The 22525-nt window shown below is 65.4% G+C and carries 20 protein-coding genes; 14 read left to right on the top strand and 6 right to left on the bottom strand.

The features are described 5' to 3' along the window. From LI337_RS08455 to LI337_RS08445, 3 genes are all read left to right on the top strand, one after another. Nucleotides 1–1761, top strand: coding sequence for an ATP synthase subunit A (locus LI337_RS08455; RefSeq protein WP_227229371.1), 1761 nt, complete (start codon nt 1–3; stop codon nt 1759–1761). Next, entirely contained in the window at nt 1761–3179 is a 1419-nt protein-coding gene (locus tag LI337_RS08450) for an ATP synthase subunit B (RefSeq protein ID WP_227229370.1), read from the top strand. Before LI337_RS08455 ends, LI337_RS08450 begins: the two co-directional genes overlap by 1 nt. A gap of 109 nt (nt 3180–3288) precedes the next feature. After that, on the top strand, nt 3289–3873 hold the full coding sequence (locus tag LI337_RS08445) for an LURP-one-related/scramblase family protein (RefSeq protein WP_227229369.1): 585 nt from the start codon (nt 3289–3291) through the stop codon (nt 3871–3873). A gap of 81 nt (nt 3874–3954) precedes the next feature. Here the strand turns inward: LI337_RS08445 and LI337_RS08440 are convergent, their stop codons facing one another. Beyond that, nucleotides 3955–4821 carry a WD40 repeat domain-containing protein gene (locus LI337_RS08440; RefSeq protein ID WP_227229368.1) on the bottom strand — a complete coding sequence of 289 codons (867 nt, stop codon included), beginning with the start codon at nt 4819–4821 and terminating at the stop codon, nt 3955–3957. Nucleotides 4822–5206: 385 nt separating this feature from the next. Between LI337_RS08440 and LI337_RS08435 the strand changes: the two genes are divergently transcribed. Continuing rightward, nucleotides 5207–5899 (top strand): V-type ATP synthase subunit D, encoded by a 693-nt coding sequence (locus LI337_RS08435; RefSeq protein ID WP_227229367.1) that lies wholly within the window; start codon nt 5207–5209, stop codon nt 5897–5899. A gap of 131 nt (nt 5900–6030) precedes the next feature. Here the strand turns inward: LI337_RS08435 and LI337_RS08430 are convergent, their stop codons facing one another. Beyond that, on the bottom strand, nt 6031–6762 hold the full coding sequence (locus LI337_RS08430) for a 5-formyltetrahydrofolate cyclo-ligase (protein ID WP_227229366.1): 732 nt from the start codon (nt 6760–6762) through the stop codon (nt 6031–6033). Between the two features lie 117 nt (nt 6763–6879). Here LI337_RS08430 and engB point away from each other — a divergent pair, with 117 nt between their 5' ends. Together engB and LI337_RS08420 are read left to right on the top strand one after the other, a co-directional pair. Beyond that, the gene (engB, locus tag LI337_RS08425; protein ID WP_227229365.1) at nt 6880–7500 is read left to right on the top strand and encodes a GTP-binding protein EngB; all 621 of its coding nucleotides are present in this window, start codon (nt 6880–6882) and stop codon (nt 7498–7500) included. A gap of 63 nt (nt 7501–7563) precedes the next feature. Continuing rightward, nucleotides 7564–7977 (top strand): gamma-glutamylcyclotransferase family protein, encoded by a 414-nt coding sequence (locus LI337_RS08420; protein WP_227229364.1) that lies wholly within the window; start codon nt 7564–7566, stop codon nt 7975–7977. Nucleotides 7978–8879: 902 nt separating this feature from the next. On the opposite strand, the gene hemB is transcribed toward LI337_RS08420, so the two are convergent. Then, nucleotides 8880–9860: a porphobilinogen synthase gene (gene hemB, locus LI337_RS08415; RefSeq protein WP_227229363.1), complete on the bottom strand. Its 981-nt coding sequence runs from the start codon at nt 9858–9860 to the stop codon at nt 8880–8882. Nucleotides 9861–10553: 693 nt separating this feature from the next. On the opposite strand from hemB, the gene LI337_RS08410 reads away from it, so the two are divergent. Beyond that, nucleotides 10554–11528 (top strand): hypothetical protein, encoded by a 975-nt coding sequence (locus tag LI337_RS08410; RefSeq protein ID WP_227229362.1) that lies wholly within the window; start codon nt 10554–10556, stop codon nt 11526–11528. A gap of 56 nt (nt 11529–11584) precedes the next feature. Here the strand turns inward: LI337_RS08410 and LI337_RS08405 are convergent, their stop codons facing one another. After that, nucleotides 11585–12775 carry an ArsA family ATPase gene (locus tag LI337_RS08405; protein WP_227229361.1) on the bottom strand — a complete coding sequence of 397 codons (1191 nt, stop codon included), beginning with the start codon at nt 12773–12775 and terminating at the stop codon, nt 11585–11587. A 75-nt stretch (nt 12776–12850) separates the two neighbouring features. Beyond that, nucleotides 12851–13951 carry a pyridoxal phosphate-dependent aminotransferase gene (locus LI337_RS08400; protein ID WP_227229360.1) on the bottom strand — a complete coding sequence of 367 codons (1101 nt, stop codon included), beginning with the start codon at nt 13949–13951 and terminating at the stop codon, nt 12851–12853. 162 nt (nt 13952–14113) lie between these two features. Here LI337_RS08400 and LI337_RS08395 point away from each other — a divergent pair, with 162 nt between their 5' ends. The 6 genes from LI337_RS08395 (at nt 14114) to LI337_RS08370 (ending at nt 18961) form a co-directional block, all read left to right on the top strand. Further along, a complete protein-coding gene (locus LI337_RS08395; protein WP_227229359.1) occupies nt 14114–15097 on the top strand; it encodes a winged helix-turn-helix domain-containing protein in 984 nt (327 codons plus the stop codon). 158 nt (nt 15098–15255) lie between these two features. Beyond that, nucleotides 15256–16626, top strand: a complete 1371-nt coding sequence (locus tag LI337_RS08390; RefSeq protein WP_227229358.1) for an NAD(P)/FAD-dependent oxidoreductase — start codon at nt 15256–15258, stop codon at nt 16624–16626. Further along, entirely contained in the window at nt 16623–17096 is a 474-nt protein-coding gene (locus LI337_RS08385) for an ester cyclase (RefSeq protein ID WP_227229357.1), read from the top strand. The genes LI337_RS08390 and LI337_RS08385 overlap by 4 nt, the downstream gene beginning before the upstream one ends. Nucleotides 17097–17398: 302 nt before the next feature. After that, nucleotides 17399–17806 (top strand): DUF8059 family membrane protein, encoded by a 408-nt coding sequence (locus LI337_RS08380; RefSeq protein ID WP_227229356.1) that lies wholly within the window; start codon nt 17399–17401, stop codon nt 17804–17806. Nucleotides 17807–17877: 71 nt separating this feature from the next. Next, nucleotides 17878–18399 (top strand): CinA family protein, encoded by a 522-nt coding sequence (locus LI337_RS08375; RefSeq protein ID WP_227229355.1) that lies wholly within the window; start codon nt 17878–17880, stop codon nt 18397–18399. Nucleotides 18400–18469: 70 nt separating this feature from the next. Further along, on the top strand, nt 18470–18961 hold the full coding sequence (locus LI337_RS08370) for a metal-dependent hydrolase (RefSeq protein ID WP_227229354.1): 492 nt from the start codon (nt 18470–18472) through the stop codon (nt 18959–18961). 230 nt (nt 18962–19191) lie between these two features. On the opposite strand, the gene LI337_RS08365 is transcribed toward LI337_RS08370, so the two are convergent. Further along, entirely contained in the window at nt 19192–20538 is a 1347-nt protein-coding gene (locus LI337_RS08365; protein WP_227229353.1) for a M28 family peptidase, read from the bottom strand. Nucleotides 20539–20686: 148 nt separating this feature from the next. Here LI337_RS08365 and pepF point away from each other — a divergent pair, with 148 nt between their 5' ends. After that, nucleotides 20687–22492 (top strand): oligoendopeptidase F, encoded by a 1806-nt coding sequence (gene pepF / locus LI337_RS08360; RefSeq protein ID WP_227229352.1) that lies wholly within the window; start codon nt 20687–20689, stop codon nt 22490–22492. The last annotated feature ends 33 nt before the right edge of the window (nt 22493–22525 follow it).

Below are 22525 nucleotides of genomic sequence, written 5' to 3'. Positions count from 1 at the left end.
ATGAGTCAGGCAACACAACAGACCGTCCGCGAGGACGGCGTGATCGCAAGCGTGAGTGGGCCGGTCGTGACAGCCCGAGACCTCGACGCCCGGATGAACGACGTCGTCTACGTCGGCGACGAAGGGCTGATGGGTGAGGTCATCGAGATCGAGGGTGACATCACGACCATTCAGGTGTACGAGGAGACGTCGGGGGTCGGCCCCGGTGAACCCGTCGAGAACACGGGCGAGCCGCTGTCGGTCGACCTCGGTCCCGGTATGCTGGACAGTATCTACGACGGTGTCCAGCGCCCGCTCGACGTACTGGAATCGAAGATGGGCAGCGCGTTCCTCGACCGAGGTGTCGACGCACCGGGCATCGACCTCGAGAAGGAGTGGGAGTTCACCCCGCAGGTCGAGGAAGGCGACGAGGTCGCACCGGGTGACGTGGTCGGCACCGTCGAGGAGACGGTGACGATCACGCACAAGGTGATGGTCCCGCCGGACTTCGAGGGTGGCGAGGTCGTCGCCGTCGAGTCGGGCGAGTTCACCGTCGAGGAGACGGTCGTCGAACTCGACACCGGCGAGGAGATCTCGATGCACCAGGAGTGGCCGGTCCGTGACGCGCGGCCCGCGAACAACAAGAAGACGCCCCGGACGCCGCTGGTGTCCGGTCAGCGCATCCTCGACGGGCTGTTCCCCATCGCGAAGGGTGGGACGGCGGCGATTCCGGGACCGTTCGGCTCCGGCAAGACCGTCACCCAGCACCAGCTCGCCAAGTACGCCGACGCGGACATCATCGTCTACGTCGGCTGTGGGGAGCGCGGCAACGAGATGACCGAGGTGATCGACGACTTCCCGGAACTGGAAGACCCGTCGACGGGCAACCCGCTGATGGCCCGCACCTCGCTCATCGCCAACACCTCGAACATGCCCGTCGCCGCCCGCGAGTCGTGTGTGTACACCGGCATCACCATCGCCGAGTTCTACCGCGACATGGGCTACGACGTGGCGCTGATGGCCGACTCCACCTCGCGGTGGGCCGAGGCCATGCGCGAGATCTCCTCCCGGCTGGAGGAGATGCCCGGCGAGGAGGGGTACCCCGCGTACCTCGCCGCCCGGCTCTCGCAGTTCTACGAGCGGGCCGGCTACTTCGAGAACATCAACGGCTCGGAGGGGTCCGTCTCCGTCATCGGGGCGGTCTCCCCGCCGGGCGGTGACTTCTCGGAGCCGGTCACGCAGAACACCCTGCGTATCGTGAAGACGTTCTGGGCGCTGGACGCCGACCTCGCCGAGCGTCGGCACTTCCCGGCGATCAACTGGAACGAGTCGTACTCGCTGTACCGGGAACAGCTCGATCCGTGGTTCCAGGAGAACGTCTCCGAGGACTGGCCGGAGATCCGGCAGTGGGCCGTCGACACCTTAGACGAGGAGGACGAACTCCGCGAGATCGTCCAGCTCGTCGGGAAGGACGCCCTGCCCGAAGACCAGCAGCTGACCCTGGAGATCGCCCGCTACCTGCGTGAGGCGTACCTCCAGCAGAACGCCTTCCACCCGGTCGACACCTTCTGTCCGCCGGAGAAGACCTACCTGACGCTGACGGCGATCAAGAAACTCAACGACGAGGCGTTCGACGCACTCGACGCGGGTGTCCCGGTCGAGGAGATCACCGACATCGAGTCGGCTCCCCAGATCAACCGGATCGGCGTGCAGGAAGACTACGAGGAGTTCATCGACGAACTGAAAGACGACATCGCGGAAGAACTCCGGGAGCTCTACTGATGAAAGAGTACAAGACGATCACAGAGATCAGCGGCCCACTGGTGTTCGCCGAGGTCGACCAACCGATCGGCTACGACGAGATGGTCGAGATCGAGACGCCGGACGGCGAGACCAAGCGCGGCCAGGTCCTCGAGAGCGAGGACGGCCTCGTCGCCATCCAGGTGTTCGAGGGTACCACCGGCATCGACCGCAACGCGTCCGTCCGCTTCCTCGGCGAGACGCTGAAGATGGACCTCACCGAGGATCTGCTCGGGCGCGTCCTCGACGGCTCCGGCCAGCCGATCGACGGCGGCCCGGAGATCGTCCCCGAGGAGAAACGCGACATCGTCGGCGAGGCGATCAACCCCTACTCGCGTGAGTACCCCGAGGAGTTCATCCAGACGGGCGTCTCCGCCATCGACGGGATGAACACGCTCGTCCGGGGCCAGAAGCTCCCGATCTTCTCCGGGTCCGGCCTGCCGCACAACGACCTGGCACTGCAGGTCGCCCGGCAGGCGACCGTGCCGGAGGAGAGCGAGGGCGAGGGCGACGACGAGGACGGCTCCGAGTTCGCCGTGATCTTCGGCGCGATGGGGATCACCCAGGAAGAGGCCAACGAGTTCATGGAAGACTTCGAGCGCACGGGCGCACTCGAACGCTCTGTCGTCTTCATGAACCTCGCGGACGACCCCGCCGTCGAGCGGACGGTCACGCCGCGACTCGCGCTCACGACGGCCGAGTACCTCGCCTTCGACAAGGGCTACCACGTGCTGGTCATCCTGACGGACATGACCAACTACTGTGAGGCCCTGCGTGAGATCGGTGCCGCCCGCGAGGAGGTGCCGGGTCGCCGTGGCTACCCCGGCTACATGTACACCGACCTGGCGACGCTGTACGAGCGTGCCGGCCGGATCAAGGGTCGTGAGGGGTCGGTGACGCAGATCCCGATCCTGACGATGCCGGGTGACGACGACACCCACCCGATCCCGGACCTGACCGGCTACATCACCGAGGGGCAGATCTACGTGGATCGCCCGCTCAACAGTCAGGGCGTCCAGCCGCCGATCCAGGTGCTCCCGAGTCTGTCACGGCTGATGGACGACGGCATCGGCGAGGGCCTGACCCGCGCCGACCACGCCGACGTGTCCGACCAGATGTACGCGGCGTACGCGGAGGGTGAGGACCTGCGCGACCTCGTGAACATCGTCGGCCGCGAGGCGCTCTCGGAGCGTGACAACAAGTACCTCGACTTCGCCGACCGGTTCGAGGCGGAGTTCGTCGACCAGGGCTTCGACACGAACCGCTCGATCGACGACACCATCGAGATCGGCTGGGACCTGCTGTCGATGCTCCCGAAGGCCGAGCTCAACCGGATCGACGAGGAGCTCATCGAGGAGCACTACCGCGACGAGGAAGTCGAAGAAGTCGCCGCCGACTGATCGGCACACTCGCGACGACCCTTTTCTGCGCCACAGTCCCGTCCAGTCACGACTTCTCTCCGGGTCACGCTCCGGCAATTTGAAATGTCCGCGTTCTGACTGCCGTGGTATGAGCGATACGAGTAGCAAGTACGACATCGCGGGCATCGAACTGACAGACGACGCCTACACCGTCGAGCAGAGCTTCATCCGGAACAAGTACAAGGCGATGGACGAGGCGGGCAACGTCGTCCTGCGGGGGAAACAGAAGATGTTCAAGCTGAAAGAGCAGTTCCCCTTCGTCGACGCCGACGGGACCGAGGTCTTCGAGGTGAACGCCGGCGGCATCGTCGACGTGGCCGGCAACTACGTGTTGACCGACAGCCAGACCGGCGAGGACCTCGTCATCCTCGACAACGACTACTCCATCCTGCAGGACACCTGGACGATCCGCGACGCCGAGACCGAAGCGAAGATCGCCCAGATCGACTCCCGTGGTGCCGCGACGACCATCGCCCGGAACGTCCTCCCGTTCGGCCAGTTGATCCCGCACAAGTACGAGATCACCGACGCCAGCGGCGACCACGTCGGCAACATCGACGGCCAGTTCTCGCTGCGGGATCGCTACGAGATCACCATCGACGACGCGAGCGACGTGCCGAAGGAACCCGTCATCGCCGCCGCGATGGTCATCGACGCGATCCAGGGGAACTGACCGGGCCGTCACGCTGCCCGAATCGGGTCTGGACCACTGGCGAGACCCCGAGCGACCGATACGGGAGAGACCTTCTCGCTCTCAGTGATACGTCCGAATCTTCCCGTCTGCGCCGCCGACGTACAGTGTCTCCCCGTCGTTCGACCAGAGGGGGTCGGTGATACCCTTGATGGGCGCGGAGTGCACCTGTCGCGAGTCGCCGGCCGAGTCGAGGACGACGACACCACCGTCACGAGTTACTGCAACGTCGCCCGTCTGCTGATTGACGGCGATGCCAGACGGCTTCTGGGCTCCCGCTAACTCGACCGTCGTACTCGCGGTCCAATCGTCGGTGGACCAGCGACGGACACGCCCGTTGTATCCGACCGACCACACCTCCGTCTCTCCCCGGGCGGCGAGACCGGAGACCGCCTGCCCGTGGCCGTCGACTCGCGCCACTTCCGCTCCCGAGTCGAGCGACCAGACCACGAACTCGTCGCCGACGCCACCGGAGACGAGCGTCGACTCGTCGACGAACGCGACCTCGGTCACGTTACCGGAGTGGCCCTCCAAGACGAGTGGCGACACGTCGTTCGCGAGGTTCCACACACGAACGGTCGTGTCGTAGGACGCCGAGGCGACGAGCGGGGTCGACGGACGACTGGCCACCCCGGCGACGGTCTTCGCGTGCCCGTCGAGCGACGTCACGCGGTCGGCGAGGTCAGACGACCACACCCGGAGTGACGTGTCCGTCGACCCAGTCACCAGGCGGTCGTCGGTGGTGATGGCCCCACAGTTGACATTCTGTTCGTGTGCCTGAACGGTCACAGCCTCCGTCCAGTCGTCAGTGTCCCAGACTGAGACGGTTCCGTCGAATCCGCCAGTGTAGAGTCGCTCGCCGTCGGCGGCGAATGCGAGTGGCAGCGCGTATCTCTCGTGAGCGTGGACGGTCGCGGTCGCGTCGGACATGGTACCCTCGACGGTCCCGAGACGTCCAGCGCAGTTCAATTCGAGTGGCGATTTTACCACGCACAGACCGACCGTCGACGCGAAACTACGGTCCTCGTACCGACCGAGCACCACCGTTCGCCCCGGACGGTTGTGTCGAGTTCCTCACACAGCGAGGAGTTCCAGCAGCCGTGCTGAATGCGTGGCGCGAGGCGGCCCCCTGCACCCCACCGCGCCAGTGTGTCGCTCCGCCTCCGTCAGCGACTTGCGCGGCGGTTCGAGTACCGTCTACACACGGAAAGACTCACACTGGTCCGTTCACGGTGTCCGTCGACCAGTCGGCCGAACCGAGCGCGCATCGACTGAAAAAGGTTAACAGCCTCCGCCGTCAAGGTGGCGGCAACGAATGGCCGAAGACGTCAAACCCACCCGAAAGAACCTCATGGCCATCGAGGACCGGATCGAACTCTCCGAGCGGGGCCACGACACGCTCGAACAGAAGCGTGACGGGCTGATCATGGAGTTCATGGACATCCTCGACCAGGCACAGGACGTGCGCTCCGACCTGTCGGACGACTACCAGCGCGCTCAGCGCAAGATCAACATGGCCCGTGCCATGGAGGGCGACGTGGCGGTCCGCGGTGCGGCCGCCGCCCTGAAGGAACACCCCGAGATCACCACGCAGTCGAAGAACATCATGGGTGTCGTCGTCCCCCAGATCGAGTCTTCGCGCGTGAAGAAGAGTCTCGACCAGCGCGGCTACGGTCTGCTCGGCTCCTCGGCGCGTATCGACGAGGCCGCAGACGCCTACGAGGAACTGCTGGAGACGATCATCCTCGCCGCCGAGGTCGAGACGGCGATGAAGAAGATGCTCGAAGAGATCGAGACCACGAAGCGCCGCGTGAACGCACTGGAGTTCAAACTCCTGCCCGACCTCTACGAGAACCAGGAGTACATCGAGCAGAAACTCGAAGAGCAGGAGCGTGAGGAGATCTTCCGCCTGAAGAAGATCAAGAACAAGAAGGAAGCCGAGGAGAAGGCCGAGGCGGAAGCTGAGAAGGAAGCCGCCGAAGCCGAACCCGTCACGGCCGACGACTGAGCGACACGCCCGCGTCCTTCTGCCGTTCTCTCTCGTCGACCGACCCTGCCCAGCCCCGACGCCGCCACTCTCCGGGTCTCGACCGTCACTTCCCGACTCTCGACAGCTTCACACTCGGAGTTCCGACAGCCTCACTCCCGCAGTCGCTCTAGGATCGGAATCTCCGCGAGTCGCTCCTCCGACAGCACCGACCAGTCGATCCCTGTCGGTTTCTGCCGTCCCGACCCGGACTCATCGGCAGCAGCACCAGCACCGGTCTCCACGACACGCTCCGGTGTCACGACCAGATCGAGTGGCACGTCGTAGTCGCTCGACTCCCACTCGTCGTCGACGACCTGCAACTCGTGGACCGTCGTGGCGACCGGCGTGTCGTCGCCGACCAGTCCGAACTCCCGGAGGACCGCGAACTCCAGATCGCTGTAGCCTTCGCCTTTCCCGATGCGGTCACCCTGCTCGGTCACCGCGACAGAGCCGGAGACGATCAGGTCGATCTCCGGCATCTCCTCGGGACCGACCGGGACGCCGGCCTCGCTGGACCCGCCGACCGTGGTCGCGTGGTCGATGTCGGCCACTTCGGCCGGATCGAGTTCGAGGAAACAGTCCGCCTCGCGCAGGCGCGGGACCGCCATGTAGACCGTCTTTCCGGCACGCATCGCGGCCCGGCGCACGGGGAGTTGTGGCGCGTCGGGATTCGCCTTGATCGCGTCGGCCGACTGCCACGCCTCGGTCGCGGCGAGGCGATCGGCGGCGTCCGACGCGTCGGCGAAGTTCGGGATGCGCCCGTGCGGCGGGAACGGGAATCTGGCCTCGCCGGTCTCTTCGAGGCTGTCCCAGATGCGGTCGCGGAGCGACTGCTTGTCCATACTCGCGACTCGGCCCGAGTCGTCGTGAATCCCGCGGGTCGCCGGAAGTCGGCTGTCGTGATTCCTTCGCTACCCACGTCCCGCGCCGTTTATCCACGCCGGCCGTCTACGGCCGGTATGTTCGAAGGACGCCCGGACAGGGACGCGGAGGTCGTCTTCCTCGGTCGCTCGAACGTCGGCAAGTCCACACTGATGCGGGAGTTGACCGGCCACGACTTCACCACCGGCCGGAAGCCCGGCGTCACCCGGTCGCCGAACCACTTCGACTGGGCACCCGAGAGTTTCATGTTCACCGACCTGCCGGGCTTCGGGTTCATGAAGGGCGTCCCCGAGAGTCAGCGCGAGCAAATCAAGACGGACGTCGTCAGATACGTCGAGTCGAACGCCGACGACATCCTCGCGGGTGTGCTGGTCGTGGACGGCAAGAGCGTCATCGACATCATCGACCGGCACTCCGGCCCCGACGAGGTGCCACACGACGTGGAGATGTTCTACTTCCTCGACGACATCGACGTCCCGGCTATCGTCGCCGTCAACAAGATGGACAAGGTCGACGACCGCGACGAGCGATTAGACGACCTCTGTGACCGACTCGGCCTCTACCCCCCGTGGCAACAGTGGCAGGAGACGATCGCGCCCATCTCCGCGAAGCGTGGGTCCATCGGCCCGCTGAAGGAGGCGCTCCGGACCCACTTCCACGACGCGAAGCGGGACGACCTGCTGAAGTTCGTCTCCTGACCGGACGGGCGCTCCGGGCGACCACGCCACAACACGGAAGTACGCGACACGCCACCACGGAGCATGGACGTGTTCGTCTACGGGACGCTGACGAACCCGGCGCAGGTCGCGGCGGTGGTGGACGCCTACGTCTTCGTCGGCCCGGCGGTACTGGAGGGCCTCCACGCGGTCGAGGGGCGGTATCCGACGCTCGCACCGGGCGGGCAGGTCGCCGGGCGACTCCTCCGGACCGACGCTGTCGCGGCGATGGACGCCTACGAGGGGGTCGACTCGGGGTTGTACGTTCGGGTGTCGGTGCCGGTGACCGGCGGGGACGTGCCGGCCGCGCCCGAGTCGGTCGAGGTGTACGTCGGTGACCCGGCACGACTCGACGTGGCGGAGTCGGTCACGTGGCCCGGTGAGGGGCCACTGCGGGAGCGGGTGACTCGCTACCTGGCCGAGCACGAGGTGTCGATTCGGCCGATCCCCGACTCGTGAGACGACCGACCGACAACCGTCTGACAGGCGGTTCATCCCGGTGCAGTCGTGCACTTTCACTTTCACTCCGCCTTCCGGACGTTTATGTACCTAGCAGATGGACCACCTGGTGGGCGTCACACGCGCCCGCATTCCCCCTTTCCCCCGAACTACATTCGTGAGCGACTGCTGTGCGACAGTGAGAGTGCGGTGACCCGCGACTGCGACACTACCGCAGACTGCGACCGTGACTGCACAGCCACCGCAACCGCGACTGCGACCGCCACCGCGACCGCGACTATCGTAGCGCGAGAAACCGCACCGCAGACAGCACCGCGACCGCACCTCACCCTCCCCAGCCTCGAATCGCTCTCGGCACCGCCCGCGATTCTCCACCGTCAGCGGCACGCTCTGAGGAGCCTTCGTCACCGGCGCTCCGCGCCGGTTGCTGACGAGAGCTTCGCTCTCGCTCTGTCGTCGGCGCGCCGCGCCGACTGCCAGCGAGACCCTCGGTCTCGCCCTGTTCGGTTCCCTCGGGAAGACCTCGCGCGCGTCAGTCGCGCGCGCTACGTTCAGAGGTGAACGCGCAGGCACCACTCCTCACTCACACGACGACAGGCTCGGAACCCGCGCTGGACGCGATCTGCTGGCGACCCGACAGAGCAGTGTCCGAGCGACAGCGAGTGCCCTCCTCGTCGTTCGATCGACAGCAGTCGGGGCCGCGAGGGGAGAATACCGCGACTGCCGGGCTCCGATTCTACGACGACAGGATGGGTGACGGGCAGTAACTGCGTGATGGGTCACAGAGTCGGGTGGGAGTTTCACCCCTCGTCATCCACGACTCACTCGACAGAATTCACTCCAGACGCGAGCACTCGCCTCTCGTTCCCCCGGAGCGGTCTCACAGCACTCGCTCCGAAATTCTACAACCGCTCGGCCACGCTTTCGGCGAAGTACGTCAGGATCAGATCGGCTCCGGCGCGCTTGATCGACACCAGCGACTCCAGTGCGGTCGCCTCCAGATCGAGCCAGCCCTTCTCGCTGGCGGCGTGGAGCATCGCGTACTCGCCGGAGACGTTGTACGCCGCCACCGGGTGTTCGAAACTGTCGCGCACCTCGCGCACGATGTCGAGATAGGGCAGGGCCGGCTTGACCATCAGTGCGTCCGCACCCTGTTCCACGTCCAGTCGGGCCTCCCGGAGCGCTTCCCGGCGGTTCGCGGGGTCCATCTGGTAGTGTCGCCGGTCGCCGAAGGAGGGCGCGCCGTCGGCCGCGTCGCGGAACGGGCCGTAGAAGGCCGACTCGTACTTCACCGCGTAGCTCATGATGGGGATATCTTCGTGGCCCGCCGAATCCAGCCCCTCCCGGATCGCGCCGACCATCCCGTCGGTCATGCTACTCGGCGCGATCATGTCCGCGCCCGCGTCGGCCTGCGAGATTGCGGTCTTCGCCAGCAGGTCGAGCGTCGGGTCGTTGTCCACGGTCAGCCCCTCGCCGGCGCGGGCGTCCGGCGCGAGGACCCCGCAGTGGCCGTGGTCGGTGTACTCACAGAAGCAGGTGTCCGCGATGACGTAGGCGTCGGTCTCGGCCGAGATGTCGCGGATCGCACGCTGGACGACACCGTCCTCGGCGTAGGCCCGCGAGCCGTCGCTGTCTTTCGACTCGGGGATGCCGAAGACGACGACCGACTCGACGCCGGTGTCGAGAATCTCCTCGACGCGGGCGACCGCCTCCGACACTGGGACGCGCTCGTGGCCCGGCATCGAGGGGATGGGCACGCGCTCGTCGGTCGTCGCGTCCACGAACACCGGAGCGATCAGGTCCGACGCCGAGAGGCTGGTCTCGCTGACGAGCGACCGGACACCGTCTGCGCGGAGCCTGCGCGGGCGGTCGGTGGGGTTCATGCCCGGCGGTTCGGCTCTCGGGGGCAAAACGGAATCGGTCGGGGACAGATAGTGTACTATGAACGGAAACAGAACTCCTCCAAAAAATTCATACCTACAAGGGAGAGATTCATCGTATGAGACGCCGATCAATACTCCAAAAACTTGGAGCATCTGCAACAATTCCGTTGGCTGGATGTAGCGTTTCTTTACCGATTTCACAGAAATCGAAGTTAGGACGGCTTGGAATACGAAGCTACGATCAAGAAAATAAGCACACATTTGAAATTGTCGTAGATAAAAACAAAAATGAAGTTCATAGGTCAAAACACGAACTGGACCGAGCGACAGATCGATTTATTCCATCGACGATAATCGAATGCACGTGGGACTATACGAAGGCAACTTATGCTATCTCGGCGCGCGTTGATGACCACCAATGGAATACTTGGAATCTTGCAAATAAAGATACCGGGTCGCTAGAATGTATTGCTGCTGACATTGAGTATGGTAGTCGGTCGTGGATCGATGAGGATGATCCGCTTGTACTTACGGTCAAAGGTGACTGTTCCAACTCTGATCGATTTGTTGGAGGGTGTGTTGAGTAGCAAATTTGGAAATTTGGAACGTTTGTTACAACAAAGCATTTATTACCCTCTAATATAATATTTGGATACGGACCGTAGAAAGTTCATATCAAAATCAGGTGCAACGATGGCTGGGCTAACTACCCTCCCCGTAATTACTCGAGCTGACCCTGAGGTCGGAACGAGTGGTGATTATGGTGGAGATGTTATATACACTGCTGGACCCGAAAATAATTTCAGTACGACAGGGTCCGCAAGCGGAGCGAGCGGAGGCAATGTCGAACTCGCAACAGCACTGACCCAGTACGCGGCGTCTGCCGAAGGTAATTATAGTCCATACTGGGAAATTGATTTTGAAGTATTCTCTAACAGTTATACACACGATGGTAGTCAGACCTATGCAGGTCTACAAGGAAACCAATCAACTGCAAGGTCAAACTTTCCATACTGGTCAGTCGGAGATAATAAATTCTTCGTCGGAGGAGGGACACCAAAAACAGACGGAGAAGACTTCACGCACGCAGAAGCGATAGCCAACGAGGTATTGGGCCTCCTACCGTACTATGGAACATTTATGACAGCAGTCGAGATTCTGGGTAACCTATTAGCAATCTTTGACGACTCAGCAGATGATGTCTACACTCACTACTTCAACTGGGGCTCAGATTATGGACTGGTCTCAGACAGAGACGTGAAACAAGGGGCGACATTTAATCGATTCGTCGCACAAGCCGACCCTAGTGATGAGGTCGACGTTATTCAGGAAGACAGTGCAACAGGGTTCGACGGTAACTTCTTCCAAGTGTACAACACATTCGACGCAACGTTCCTCGCGCCATCCAGTTCTCCTGAAGAAGTACTCTCGATGAGTACGTCAGAACGGCAGTCGAGGGGTATCAAAACCCTCTCAGGTAGTGATATCAAGACACAGCGGGAGGCGTCGAAGGTTGGGATTGAGGACCCGAGCGACATTGGGCCCGATGAAGACGTGGTTCTCGCACCGGTTGAAGCGCGCGTCGAAACATCGACTGACACCCTCCACGCCGAGACGCTAGACGAACTCGAAAAGAAGAGAGCCAAGCGTCGCCAAAATCGGGTATAAAGTAAGTCTATAAATTATCACGCCAGTCCTTCGATTCAGATTAAAACTCTTATATTCTAGTGTAAACAAGCCGCCACGATCCGAAGCGCCTCCTCGCCGCGCACCTCGTCGGCCAGCAGCGGCACGCGCTTCACGTCCCGACCCCGGAACAGGTCCATCGCCCGCTGGAGCGCTGTCTGCTGGACGTCCCACCGACGACTACAGAACTCACACTCCTCGACGTTCGCCGAGACGAGCCAGTCGGGGTCCACGTCGGCCACGTCCGACAGGGGTTCCATCACGCGATTGACGACCAGCGTCTGGACCGGGATGCCGAAGCCGTCCAGTCGCTTGATGAGTCGCTGTGACTCGACGACGCTCATCTCCTCGGGCACCATCACGACCCGGAAGTCGGTGCGTGCCGGGTCGCGCAGGACCGCCCGCAGGCGCTCGATCCGATCCTGGAGTTCGTCCAGGTCGGCCGAGGGGTCGGCGTTCTCGCCCCCGCCGAACATCCCCTTCACGCCCTCCATCATCCCCGAGAACTGCTGGCGGAGCTTCATCATCCGGCCCATCATCGAGTCGAGCATCTCCGGCAGTTCGAGCAGTCGCAGGGTGTGGCCGGTCGGGGCGGTGTCGACGACCACGCGGTCGAAGCGCGGGTCGTCGAGATATTCGAGCAGTTGGCGCATCGCCGCGGCCTCGTCCGCGCCGGGCATCGACCCGGCCATCGTCGGGTCGAACCCCTCGTCGCCGAGTGCGCCGGCCATCGCGCCCATCGGTCCCGCGCCCGCGCCGCTGGCGTCCGTGTCACCGCCGGCACCCATGCCACCCATCCCGCCGAGTGGGTCGCCGTCGGCACCGAAGACGCCCTCCTCCATCGCCTCCTCGGGATCGATCTCGGCCGCGAAGAGGGGAATATCCTCACGGATGCGCGAGGGATGAGCGGGAATCTCGGTCGCCAGCGTGTCCGACAGCGAGTGTGCCGGATCGGTCGAGACGACCAGCGTGGGCACGCCGCCAGCCGCGCTCGCCAGCGCGGTGCTGGCGGCCATCGTCGTCTTGCCGACGCCGCCTTTCCCGCCGTAGAGGACGTACTCCGGGGCGTCCACGCCCTCCGGGAGTGTCGCGTCGGTGCTCGTCGCCTCGACCTCGACCGTCGTGTCGTCCGCTGCCGCTGTGCCGTGTCCGTGCTCCGCCGGCGCGCCGTCGCCCGCGTCGCTCTCGGCGTCCGCGTCGTCCACCGGCTCTACGTCGAGTTCGGCCATACCGGGCGTTCCGCGCGCTGACTTGTGTACTCGTCGGTCGCGTCGAACAGCACGGCAGCAACGCGGGCGGCGGCGTCAGTCGAAGAAGGCCGCGAGTCGGTCGGCCGCCTCCTCGGCGCGGGGCGTCACCAGCGCGAACCGGAACCAGTCCTCGCGGGCGCTACCGAACGCCTCGCCGGGCATCCCCGCGACGCCGGCCTCGTCGATCAGGCGCTCGACGTTCGACAGCGTGCCGGGGAAGTCCTCGAAGCGCGCGAGGACGTAGAAGGCTCCCTCGGGGGTCGTGTACTCCGCACCCGCCGCGTCCAGCGCGTCGGTGAACGTCTCGATCCGATCCCGGAGCAGGTCGCGCACCTCGGCGTAGTACTCCGGGGAGGTCTCCCGTAGGGCGGTGAGGACGGCCGCCTGCGCGGGCCGGGAGGTGGCGACGTTGACGAGCATGTGCCGGGTCCGGGCGGGGTCGACCAGTTCCTCGGGCAGGATGACGTAGCCGACCCGGAACCCCGTGATCGCCAGCGACTTCGAGAAGCCGGAGGTGACGATCCGGTGGTCGGAGTCGATGGTCAGCGCGCTCTCGAACCGGCCGGAGAAGTCGAAGTGGTCGTACACCTCGTCGGCCAGCAGGACCGCGTCGTTCGCCTCGGCGACCTCGACCAGCGCTTCCATCGTCTCGCGGGGGTACACCGCGCCGGTCGGGTTGTTCGGTGTGTTGACGACGATGAGTCCCGTGTCCTCGCTCGCGGCCTCGCGGACCTTCTCCGGGTCCAGTTGGCCGTCGCGTTCGGTCGGGACGAACGAGGCAGTCCCGCCGAGCAGGTCGGTCTTGCCGGGGTAGTAGGGGTAGACCGGATCGGTCAGGATCACTTCCTCGCCACGGTCGCGGTCGAGCGCGGCGGCCATCCCGAGGTAGTTCGCCTCGCCGGTCCCGTTGGTGACGATCACCTGCCGGCGGTCGACGTTCCGGCGCTCGGCGATCTCGGTCCGGAGTTCGCGCAGGCCGGCGCTCGGCGGGTACTGGAAGGAGTCGGCGTCGCCGTCGGCGTACTCCCGGAGGCCGCGCCGGAGCGACTCGGGGGCCTCCCAGTCGGGACTCCCGGACACCATGTCGATGGTGTCACGCTCCGCCTCCGCCGCGTACCGCATGACCCGGTAGAACAGGGGTCTGTCGTAGTCCATACCCGTCGCTCGGTGTGGTGGGAGTTGTGTCTTGTGTCACGCGGGCGGTCCCCTGCTGTCGAGAGTGTAGTCGGTGGCGGGTGTCGAGAACCGTGCCGCGTGCGGGGCGTGTGTCCGGCGCTCGCCCTACCGCTTTTGCGTCGACGCGTGGTACCGTCTACCATGAACGACCGGAACACGACCGACTCACCGCTCGAATCGGCCGTCGGTGCGGCCGGTCCCGGTGCGGTCGACGCCTTCGAGCGAGTCGGCGACGAGACGCGCCTCGCCATCCTGCTGGCGCTGTGGGAAGCCTACGAACCGTTCGCCGACGAGAACGTGCTGTCCTTTTCGGCGTTGCTCGATCAGGTCGGGTACGAGACGTCCGGGAACTTCAGCTACCACCTCCAGAAGCTGGAGGGCCACTTCGTGGAATCGACCGCCGACGGATACCGGCTGAAACAGGCGGGCCACAGGCTCGTCCGCGCGGTTATCGCCGGGCGGGGTCTCACCGACGACAGGCTCGCACCGACCGAGATCGACCTGGACTGCCAACTCTGCGGTGGACCGCTGGCGGTCACCTACGAGAACGAGCAGCTGTACACGGTCTGTACCGAGTGCGAGGGACGGTTCACGTCGGACGGCGAGACGCCGCCCGGCGCGATCATGCAGTTCGCGTTCGATCCGGCCGGGCTGTCGCGCTCGTCTCCCGAGGACATCTTCGCGGCCTCGGTCCTGCGTGCGGTGGGGAAGTTCACGATGCAGATGGGTGGGCTCTGTCCGGACTGTTCCGGACCGGTCGAGGCCTCGATCCACGTCTGTGAGGCGCACGCCCCGGACGGTATCTGTCGGAACTGTGGTCGCCGGGACGAGATCCAGGCACGCTGGGTCTGTACGACGTGTAAGAACACCGGACACGGACCGCCGGGACCGAACCTCGTGTTGCACCCCCGAGTGGTGGCGTTCTACGCGGAGCGGGGACTCGACGTCGGCTACGTCACGAACGACTTCGAGTCGGTCGTGCAGATGCTCACGGCGATGTCGAACCACGAGCAGGAGGTCGTCTCGACCGATCCGATCCGGGTTGGTGTCACGATCCGGTACGCGGGCGACCGACTGCGCGTGATCGTCGACGAGTCGATGCGGATCGTCGCGGTCGAAGACTGAGAGACGGGGGCCTCGTGCCCCGTTCGGGGCTGGTTCGTGTCGAAGCCGTGGGGTCACTCTCACACCGCAGTCGCCCGGTCTCTCAGTTCGACCACTATAATCTCGTATAGCTAACACTTATCGCCGTCTCCACACGTGTTCTCGGTACTGGGTGAACAATGAGCTTAGAGAGTGTCCCCGCGTACCGTGCCGAGGCCGTCGAGCGGGTCGGGGAGTGTGCGGTCGTCGTCGGGGCGAGCGTCTCGGGCCTCCTGACGGCGCGGATCCTCGCCGACGCGTTCGACCGGGTGACCGTCGTCGAACGCAACGAACTCCCCGACGGACCGGTGGTTCGTGACGGGGCACCGCAGTCGCAGCACCCGCACCTCCTCCAGGGGAGCGGGCGGGCGATACTCGACGACCTGTTCCCGGAGTTCGGTGACGAGTTCGTCGCCACGGGTGGGTTGGTGATCGATGCGGCGTCGGATTTCAACTTTTACGACGAGGACGGCTACGTGGCGCACCCGCCGACCCGGATCCCGCTGTACGCCGGCAGTCGACCCTTGCTGGAGTACGTCGTTCGACGGCGCGTCTCGGCTCTCGACGGGGTGCGGATACTCGACGGCTGCCACGTCACGGACTACCGGGTCGACGACAGCGGACGGACGGTGACCGGCGTGCAGATCAGGGGGGAGCGTGAGACGACGCTGTCGGCCGATCTGACCGTCGATGCGACCGGACGCGCGAGTCGGACACCGAGATGGCTCGAACGACAGGGCTACACACCGCCCGAGGTCGCCGAGGTCACCGTCGATCTCGCGTACAGCACCGTCACCGTCGACCGCGACAGCGACGACAGGCGGGCCTTCTGGGCACCGGCGTCCCCGCCGTACACTCGTGGCGGCGGGACGGTGCCGGTCGAAGGCGGCCGACGCCAGATGGTCCTCACCGGTGTCCACGGCGACGAGCCACCGAGAGACGCCGACGAGTTCCGTGCGTTCGCGTCGACACTCCAGATCACCGAGTTGGTGGAGATCCTGGAGCGCCACGAGATACTCTCCGACGAGATCGCGTACTACCCGTTCCCGTCGAATCTGCGGCGGTACTACGAACGACTCGACCGATTCCCCGACGGGTTGCTCGTCGTCGGCGACGCGATTGCGAGCTACAATCCGGTCTACGGGCAGGGGATGTCGGTCGCCGCGCTCCACGCCCTCGTGCTCCATCACACGCTCGCGGACGACGGTCTCGGCAACCTCGCCCTCCGGTTCTTCGACGACGCCGAACACGTTATCGACACCGCGTGGCTGATGGCCGTCGGTGCCGACTTTCAGTTCCCCCAGACGACTGGTCCCAAGCCACGAGGCGCCGGCCTCATGGGCTGGTACCTGTCTCGACTGACGAGAAAAGCTCACTCCGACAGGGTGTTGGCCGAGCGCCTCTTGCGCGTCATCCTGATGGAGCGACCACCGACCTCGCTCCTGCACCCCGGTGTGATCGGACGAGTGTTCAAACCCTCGCTGCCGTCTCCGCACCACACGAACGCATGACCGATACTGACACCCGAACCGAACGAATCGTCCGTGAGTTCGTCGCCTGGGAGAACGGGGACGCCTCGAAGCGAGACGTCGTCTCGGAGTCGCTCGACGCACACAACCCAGGGGTAGACGGTGGAGCAGTCCACGACCGCGAGAGCTACGCCGCGTATCTCGAAGCGGGTCGGTCGGCCTTTCCGGACATGGAGATCACGGTCGAAGAGATCGTCACCGCCGGGGAGATTGCGATGGCAGAAGTCCGGATAACGGGCACCCACGAGGGGCCACTCGACGGTCTCCCGCCGACCGGCCGGTCCGTAGACATCCGAGGGATGGGCAAGTTCGTGGTCGACGACGGGACGGTCGACGCCTGTTATCTGTACTACGACTCACGGGAGATGGCGACCCAACTCGGCGTGACGTTCCCGGAGATACTCGGCCACCTCCCGAAACTCGTGTGGCGGAAACTCGAGACCATCGGCTGAGATCGCGGTCCCGAGCAGAGTCGCTCGCGGCCGCCCCCCGTCGGTGATCGTCTCACGCCGGCCACTATAATTTCGTATAGCTAACACTTATCGGCGTCTCTGCGCAACGTCTCCGGTACTGGCTGTGCAACGGCGTCGAACGACGTCGACTCGGAACGGCCAGTCTCCTACCATAACCCGGACAGTCCAGAGAGATCGTACAGCGGGACGAACGACCCGGACCCACGACGAGACCGTCGCGTGTGCTGCTGGTGGCAGGACGCAGGTCTCCGGTGGGCGTACAGGAGGTGACGGCTGCTGAGATGTCTCGAACACTTCGCGCGTCGGGGTACGTCGCACTGACGATTCAGATGCTCTGGGGGCTGGTGCAGGTGTTCGCCATCTCGCCGGCCGGTCCGGGACTGCCGCCGGTGTCGGTCGGCGCGCACGCACACTTCGGGATGCTCTCGATACTGGCCGTCGTGACCGGGTTCGCGATCGAGCGGACGGCACTCACCGGGACGCTCCGGTCGGTCGCAGTCTGGGGCTTCGTCGCCGGCCAGTGGCTGTTGCCCGCGACGATTCTCATGGAACTGGTCGCGCCGCCGCTCCTCCTCACGGCCTCCCTGTGGGGGGCGTCGCTCACACTCTCGATGGCCATCGTGGCGTGGGGGACGATCACCGCGAGCGACGAGGTGGGTCGGACTCCGACTGCGACACCGGCCGACTGATACACACGTTCGCTCTCACACCACGCACGTTCCCACTGAGATTTACGTCGCCGGCCCACCAGTCACGAACCATGCGCGACTACGCGGACGACCCGCCGGTCGAGGAACGCATCGCCGAGCCACTCCGGGACGCAGACGCGACCGTGGCGACCGCCGAGTCCTGTACCGGCGGACTGCTCGGCTCCCTCCTGACCGACGTGCCGGGGTCGTCGGACTACTTCGACCGGGCGCTCGTCACCTACTCCTACGACGCGAAACTGGAACAACTGGGCGTCGCCCGCGAGACGCTGGACGAACACGGGGCCGTCTCGGAACCGGTGGCCCGCGCGATGGCACGCGGGGTCCGGGACCGCGCGGGGACGACGTGGGGCCTCTCCACGACCGGCATCGCCGGGCCCTCGGGCGGGAGCGCGGAGAAGCCGGTCGGCACCGTCTTCGTCGGGGTCGCCTACGCCGGTGCGTGGGGCACCGGGGAGTCGTTCGCCGAGGTGTCCCGCTACGAGTTCGACGGCGACCGCCTGGCGGTGAAAGAACAGATCGCCCGGCAGGGACTGCGTGATCTGCTGGCGGCCGTCGAGTCCCGCCTGGAGTGACACGTACCTGTCGTGTCGCGTCGTCGGCAGAAACCGGTTTACGTACTCGCTGTGCAGGTGTGTCCAGTCGATGAACAAGAAAGGGCACGTGCTGAACGCGATTCTGTTGAGTATCGGGTTGGGGTACATCCTCCAGCCGAGCGGCGACGTGGAGACGTTCGTCCAGATCGCCGAGATGATCGTTCCGGTGACACTCGGGGCGCTGTTCCCGGACGTGGACACCGCCTTCGGGAAACACCGGAAGACCCTCCACAACCTCCCGGTGCTGGCGGTCTTTCTCGCGTACCCGTACTTCTTCGGGAACCTGGAGTTCGTCTGGGTCGGCGTCGTCACGCACTACCTGCTGGACGTGATGGGGTCGAAGCGCGGCATCGCGCTGTTCTACCCGTGGCCGAAGGAGTTCGGCCTCCCCATCGGCGTCGCCACGTCGAGCAAGTGGGCCGACGCGGTGACGGTGGTGGTGACGCTGGTGGAACTGGCGGCGTTCGCCGCGGTCCACTACTTCGTCCTCTCGCTGGACTCCGGACTCGGGGCCGGGATTCGTGCCTCGCTCGGTGTGTGACGTGGACTCGGTTGGATACATTGTGCGAGGCTGGGGAGGCCGAGGTGCGGTGCAGTGCTGTCTGCGGTGCGGTCGCAGTTACTGTGCTGTGGCGGTCGCGGTCGAATATTCCGGTTGCACCGGATCGAGTAGCGGTGCTGTCGCGGGTTGCGGGTCACGATCACAGTCACAACCACGACCAACGAGCCTGTCTCGGCGACAACCCCAGTCGTTCACCTACTGCTCCCAGTTCAGTCCCAGCTATCGGGCCACAGATCGGCCGCCTGCATCCCGCGCTCGAACTCGGCGTCACGAAAGGCCTCGGCGAGCGACTCCCGATCCAGCCGACCGAGGTCCCGCCCGGCGACCTCACGGACCACCAGCGCGGTCAGCATCGCGTGTTCCCGGACGTCACGGTCGTCCACCTTGTCCCGCGTGTCGGCGTGGGTGTGGCCCCAGCCACGGCCGCGTTCGCCGCTGTCGCTGTGGAGTTGCACCGCCGGCACGCCCGCGCGGACGAAGGGCCACTGGTCGCTGAAGGGGTGTGGCTCGTGTTCGACGTGGATCGGCTGGCGGGTCTCGCTCGCGACCGACTCGACGGCCGCACGCGTGGCCTCGGAGTGGTGCGTCATCGCAACCAGATCGCGGAACCGGCCCGCGCCGTCGACGTTCACGACGCCCCGTACGGAGTCGAGGTCGGTCACACTCGCCAGATGCTCAGAGCCGAGCAACCCGATCTCCTCACAGCCGACCGCGCCGACCCGCACCCGGATCGGCAGGTCGGCTTCGGCGAGGACGCGCGCCGCCGCCGTCACGACCGCGATACCACAGCCGTTGTCGAGTGCGCCCTCCGCGATGTCGTGGGCGTCGTAGTGGGCCAAGAGGAGCAGGTGCTCGTCGGTGTCCGGGCCGAGGTCGCCGAGGACGTTCTGACTCTCGCCGGGCGTCGTGCTCGCGTCGACCGACAGTCGAACTGTGCCGCCCTGCTCGGCGTACTCGGTGAGCCACGCCCCCGTCTCCTTGCTGACGCCGACCGCCGGGGCCGAGGCCTCCGACCCGAACTTCAGCGCGCCGGTCGGCGGGAGTTGCCCCTCGACGTGGTTGACGAAGACGAACGCCGACGCGCCCGCCTCGACCGCGTGGCCGAACTTCTCCATCCGGTGGACGAACCGCGTCCCCGGCGGGGTGCTGGTCGACGCGACCGCGATCTTCCCGTCGACGTCCGCCTCGTCGACCTCCTCGGGCATCCCGTAGCCCACGTCGACCAGTTCACCCTCGACCTCGCCGGCCGGAGAGTACGGAAGCGCGATCGTCTCGAACGTCCGGGCGTGTGGCTCCAGCAGAGCCAGACTCGCCTCGCCGCGCTCCCAGCGTTCCATCGGGAACGACTGCTGGGTCAGGTTGCGGACGCCCGCCTCGGCGAGCGTCGTCTCGACCAGGTCGGCCGCCTCGCGTTCGCCCGGACCGCCGCCCATCCGGTCGCCGATCGCGGTCAGTCGCGTCAGAAAGGACCACGGCCGGTCCTCCGTCCACGTGCGGCCGAGTGCCCCCGCGAGGGCGTCTGTCGTTGCTCCTCCGTGATCCGTGTCCTCGTCCATGCACCGGCTTCGCGGGCACCCGGCAAAGATGCGTCGCCGACGGTCCCGGCCGAACTCACCGGATGTCAGGGACAGCGACGCTGTCTCGGACCCGGACGCCCCCGCCGAAGAAGTAACTCTTACCACGCCGACACACTACCCTCTTAGCATGAGTACGGTTCCCGAACGCGGAGAGATCGACCAGCAGTACAAGTGGAGTCTCGACTCTATCTACGCGACAGACGAAGACTGGGAGGCGGCCTTCGAGCGCGTCAGCGAACGCGTCGAAGAACTGGCGGCCTACGAGGGACGCACGACGGAGAGCGCGGAGACACTGCTCGAACTGCTCGAACTCTACGAGGAGGTCTCGCGTGAAGCATCGCAGGTGGTCTCGTACGCCCGGATGCGGAGCCACGAGGACACCCGCGACCAGGAGTACCAGGCGATGTCGGGTCGCGCACAGACGCTCTCCTCGGAACTGTCCAGCGCCGGGAGCTTCGTCGAACCGGAACTGCAGGAACTCGACGAGTCCGACGTGGAAGCGTTCGTCGAGGCGGAACCGGCGCTCGCGGAGTACGAGCACTTCTTCGACGACACGCTCCGGATGAAGCCGCACACCCGCTCTGCGGAGGTCGAGGAACTGCTCGCCGACCTGAGCGAGGTCACGGGGTCGCCCGGCGACATCTACAACATGCTGTCGAACGCCGACCTGACGTTCCCGACCGTCGAGAAGCCCGACGGCGAGGCGGTCGAGATCAGCCAGGGCAACTTCACGAAACTCCAGAAGCACCCGAACCGCGAGTTCCGGAAGGAGGTGTACGAGCAGTTCCACGGCGAGTGGGACGCGGTCCACAACACGGTCGGGACGACGCTGAAGAACAGCATCAAGTCCGACGTGAAACTCGCTCGCGCCCGGAACTACGACACCGCCCGCGAGTCGGCACTCGACGGCCCCAACGTCCCGGTCGAGGTGTACGACACCCTGCTGGAGACGGTCCGTGACAACCTCGACCGCCTCCACCGCCACGCCGAACTGAAACGGGAGGCCCTCGACGTCGACGAACTCCGGATGTGGGACCTCTACATGTCGTTGACGGGCGACGAGGGGCCAGAGGTGTCCTACGAGGAGGCGAAGGACCACATCGTCGAGGCGGTCGCACCGCTTGGCGAGGAGTACCAGTCGCGACTCGCCGAGGGCCTGGAGGACCGCTGGGTGGACGTCTACGAGAATCGCGGCAAGCGCGCCGGGGCGTACTCCGGCGGCACCTACGACACCCAGCCGTTCATCATGATGAACTACCAGGACGACATCGCCTCGATGTTCACGCTGGCACACGAACTCGGCCACTCGATGCACTCGCTGCTGGCCAGCGAGGAACAGCCGTGGATCGACTACCAGTACGACATCTTCGTCGCGGAGGTCGCCAGCACGGTCAACGAGACCCTGCTGACCCACCACCTGCTGGAGACGGTCGAGGACCCCGAGTTCCGCGCGCACGTGCTGGACGAGTACCTCGAACGCGTCCGGTCGACGCTGTACCGCCAGACGATGTTCGCGGACTTCGAACTCCAGATCCACCAGCGCGCCGAGGACGGCGAGCCACTCACGCCCGCGACGTTCGACGAGATCTACGGCGGCCTGAAGGCCGACTACTACGAACCCGCCGAGACCGACGACCTGATCGCCAAGGAGTGGATGCGCATCCCGCACTTCTACTACAACTACTACGTCTACCAGTACAGCACGGGCATCAGCGCGGCGGTGTCCATCGTCCAGCGTATCCTCGACGAGGGTGAACCGGCGGCCGCCGACTACCGCGAGGCACTCCAGACCGGCGGCGGGAAGTACCCGCTGGAGACGTTAGAGACGGCCGGCGTGGACATGACTTCGCCCGAACCGATCGAGGACGCGCTGGCGACCTACGGCGACTACCTCGACGAGATGGCCGACCTGATGGACCTCGACCCGAACTGAGCGCCGGGTCCGCCCCGACGACTCGGGGTTCGG

Origin of the sequence: Salinirubrum litoreum, assembly GCF_020567425.1 — an archaeon.
Lineage (GTDB): Archaea > Halobacteriota > Halobacteria > Halobacteriales > Haloferacaceae > Salinirubrum > Salinirubrum litoreum.
This window is presented reverse-complemented; position numbering and strand designations above follow the sequence as displayed.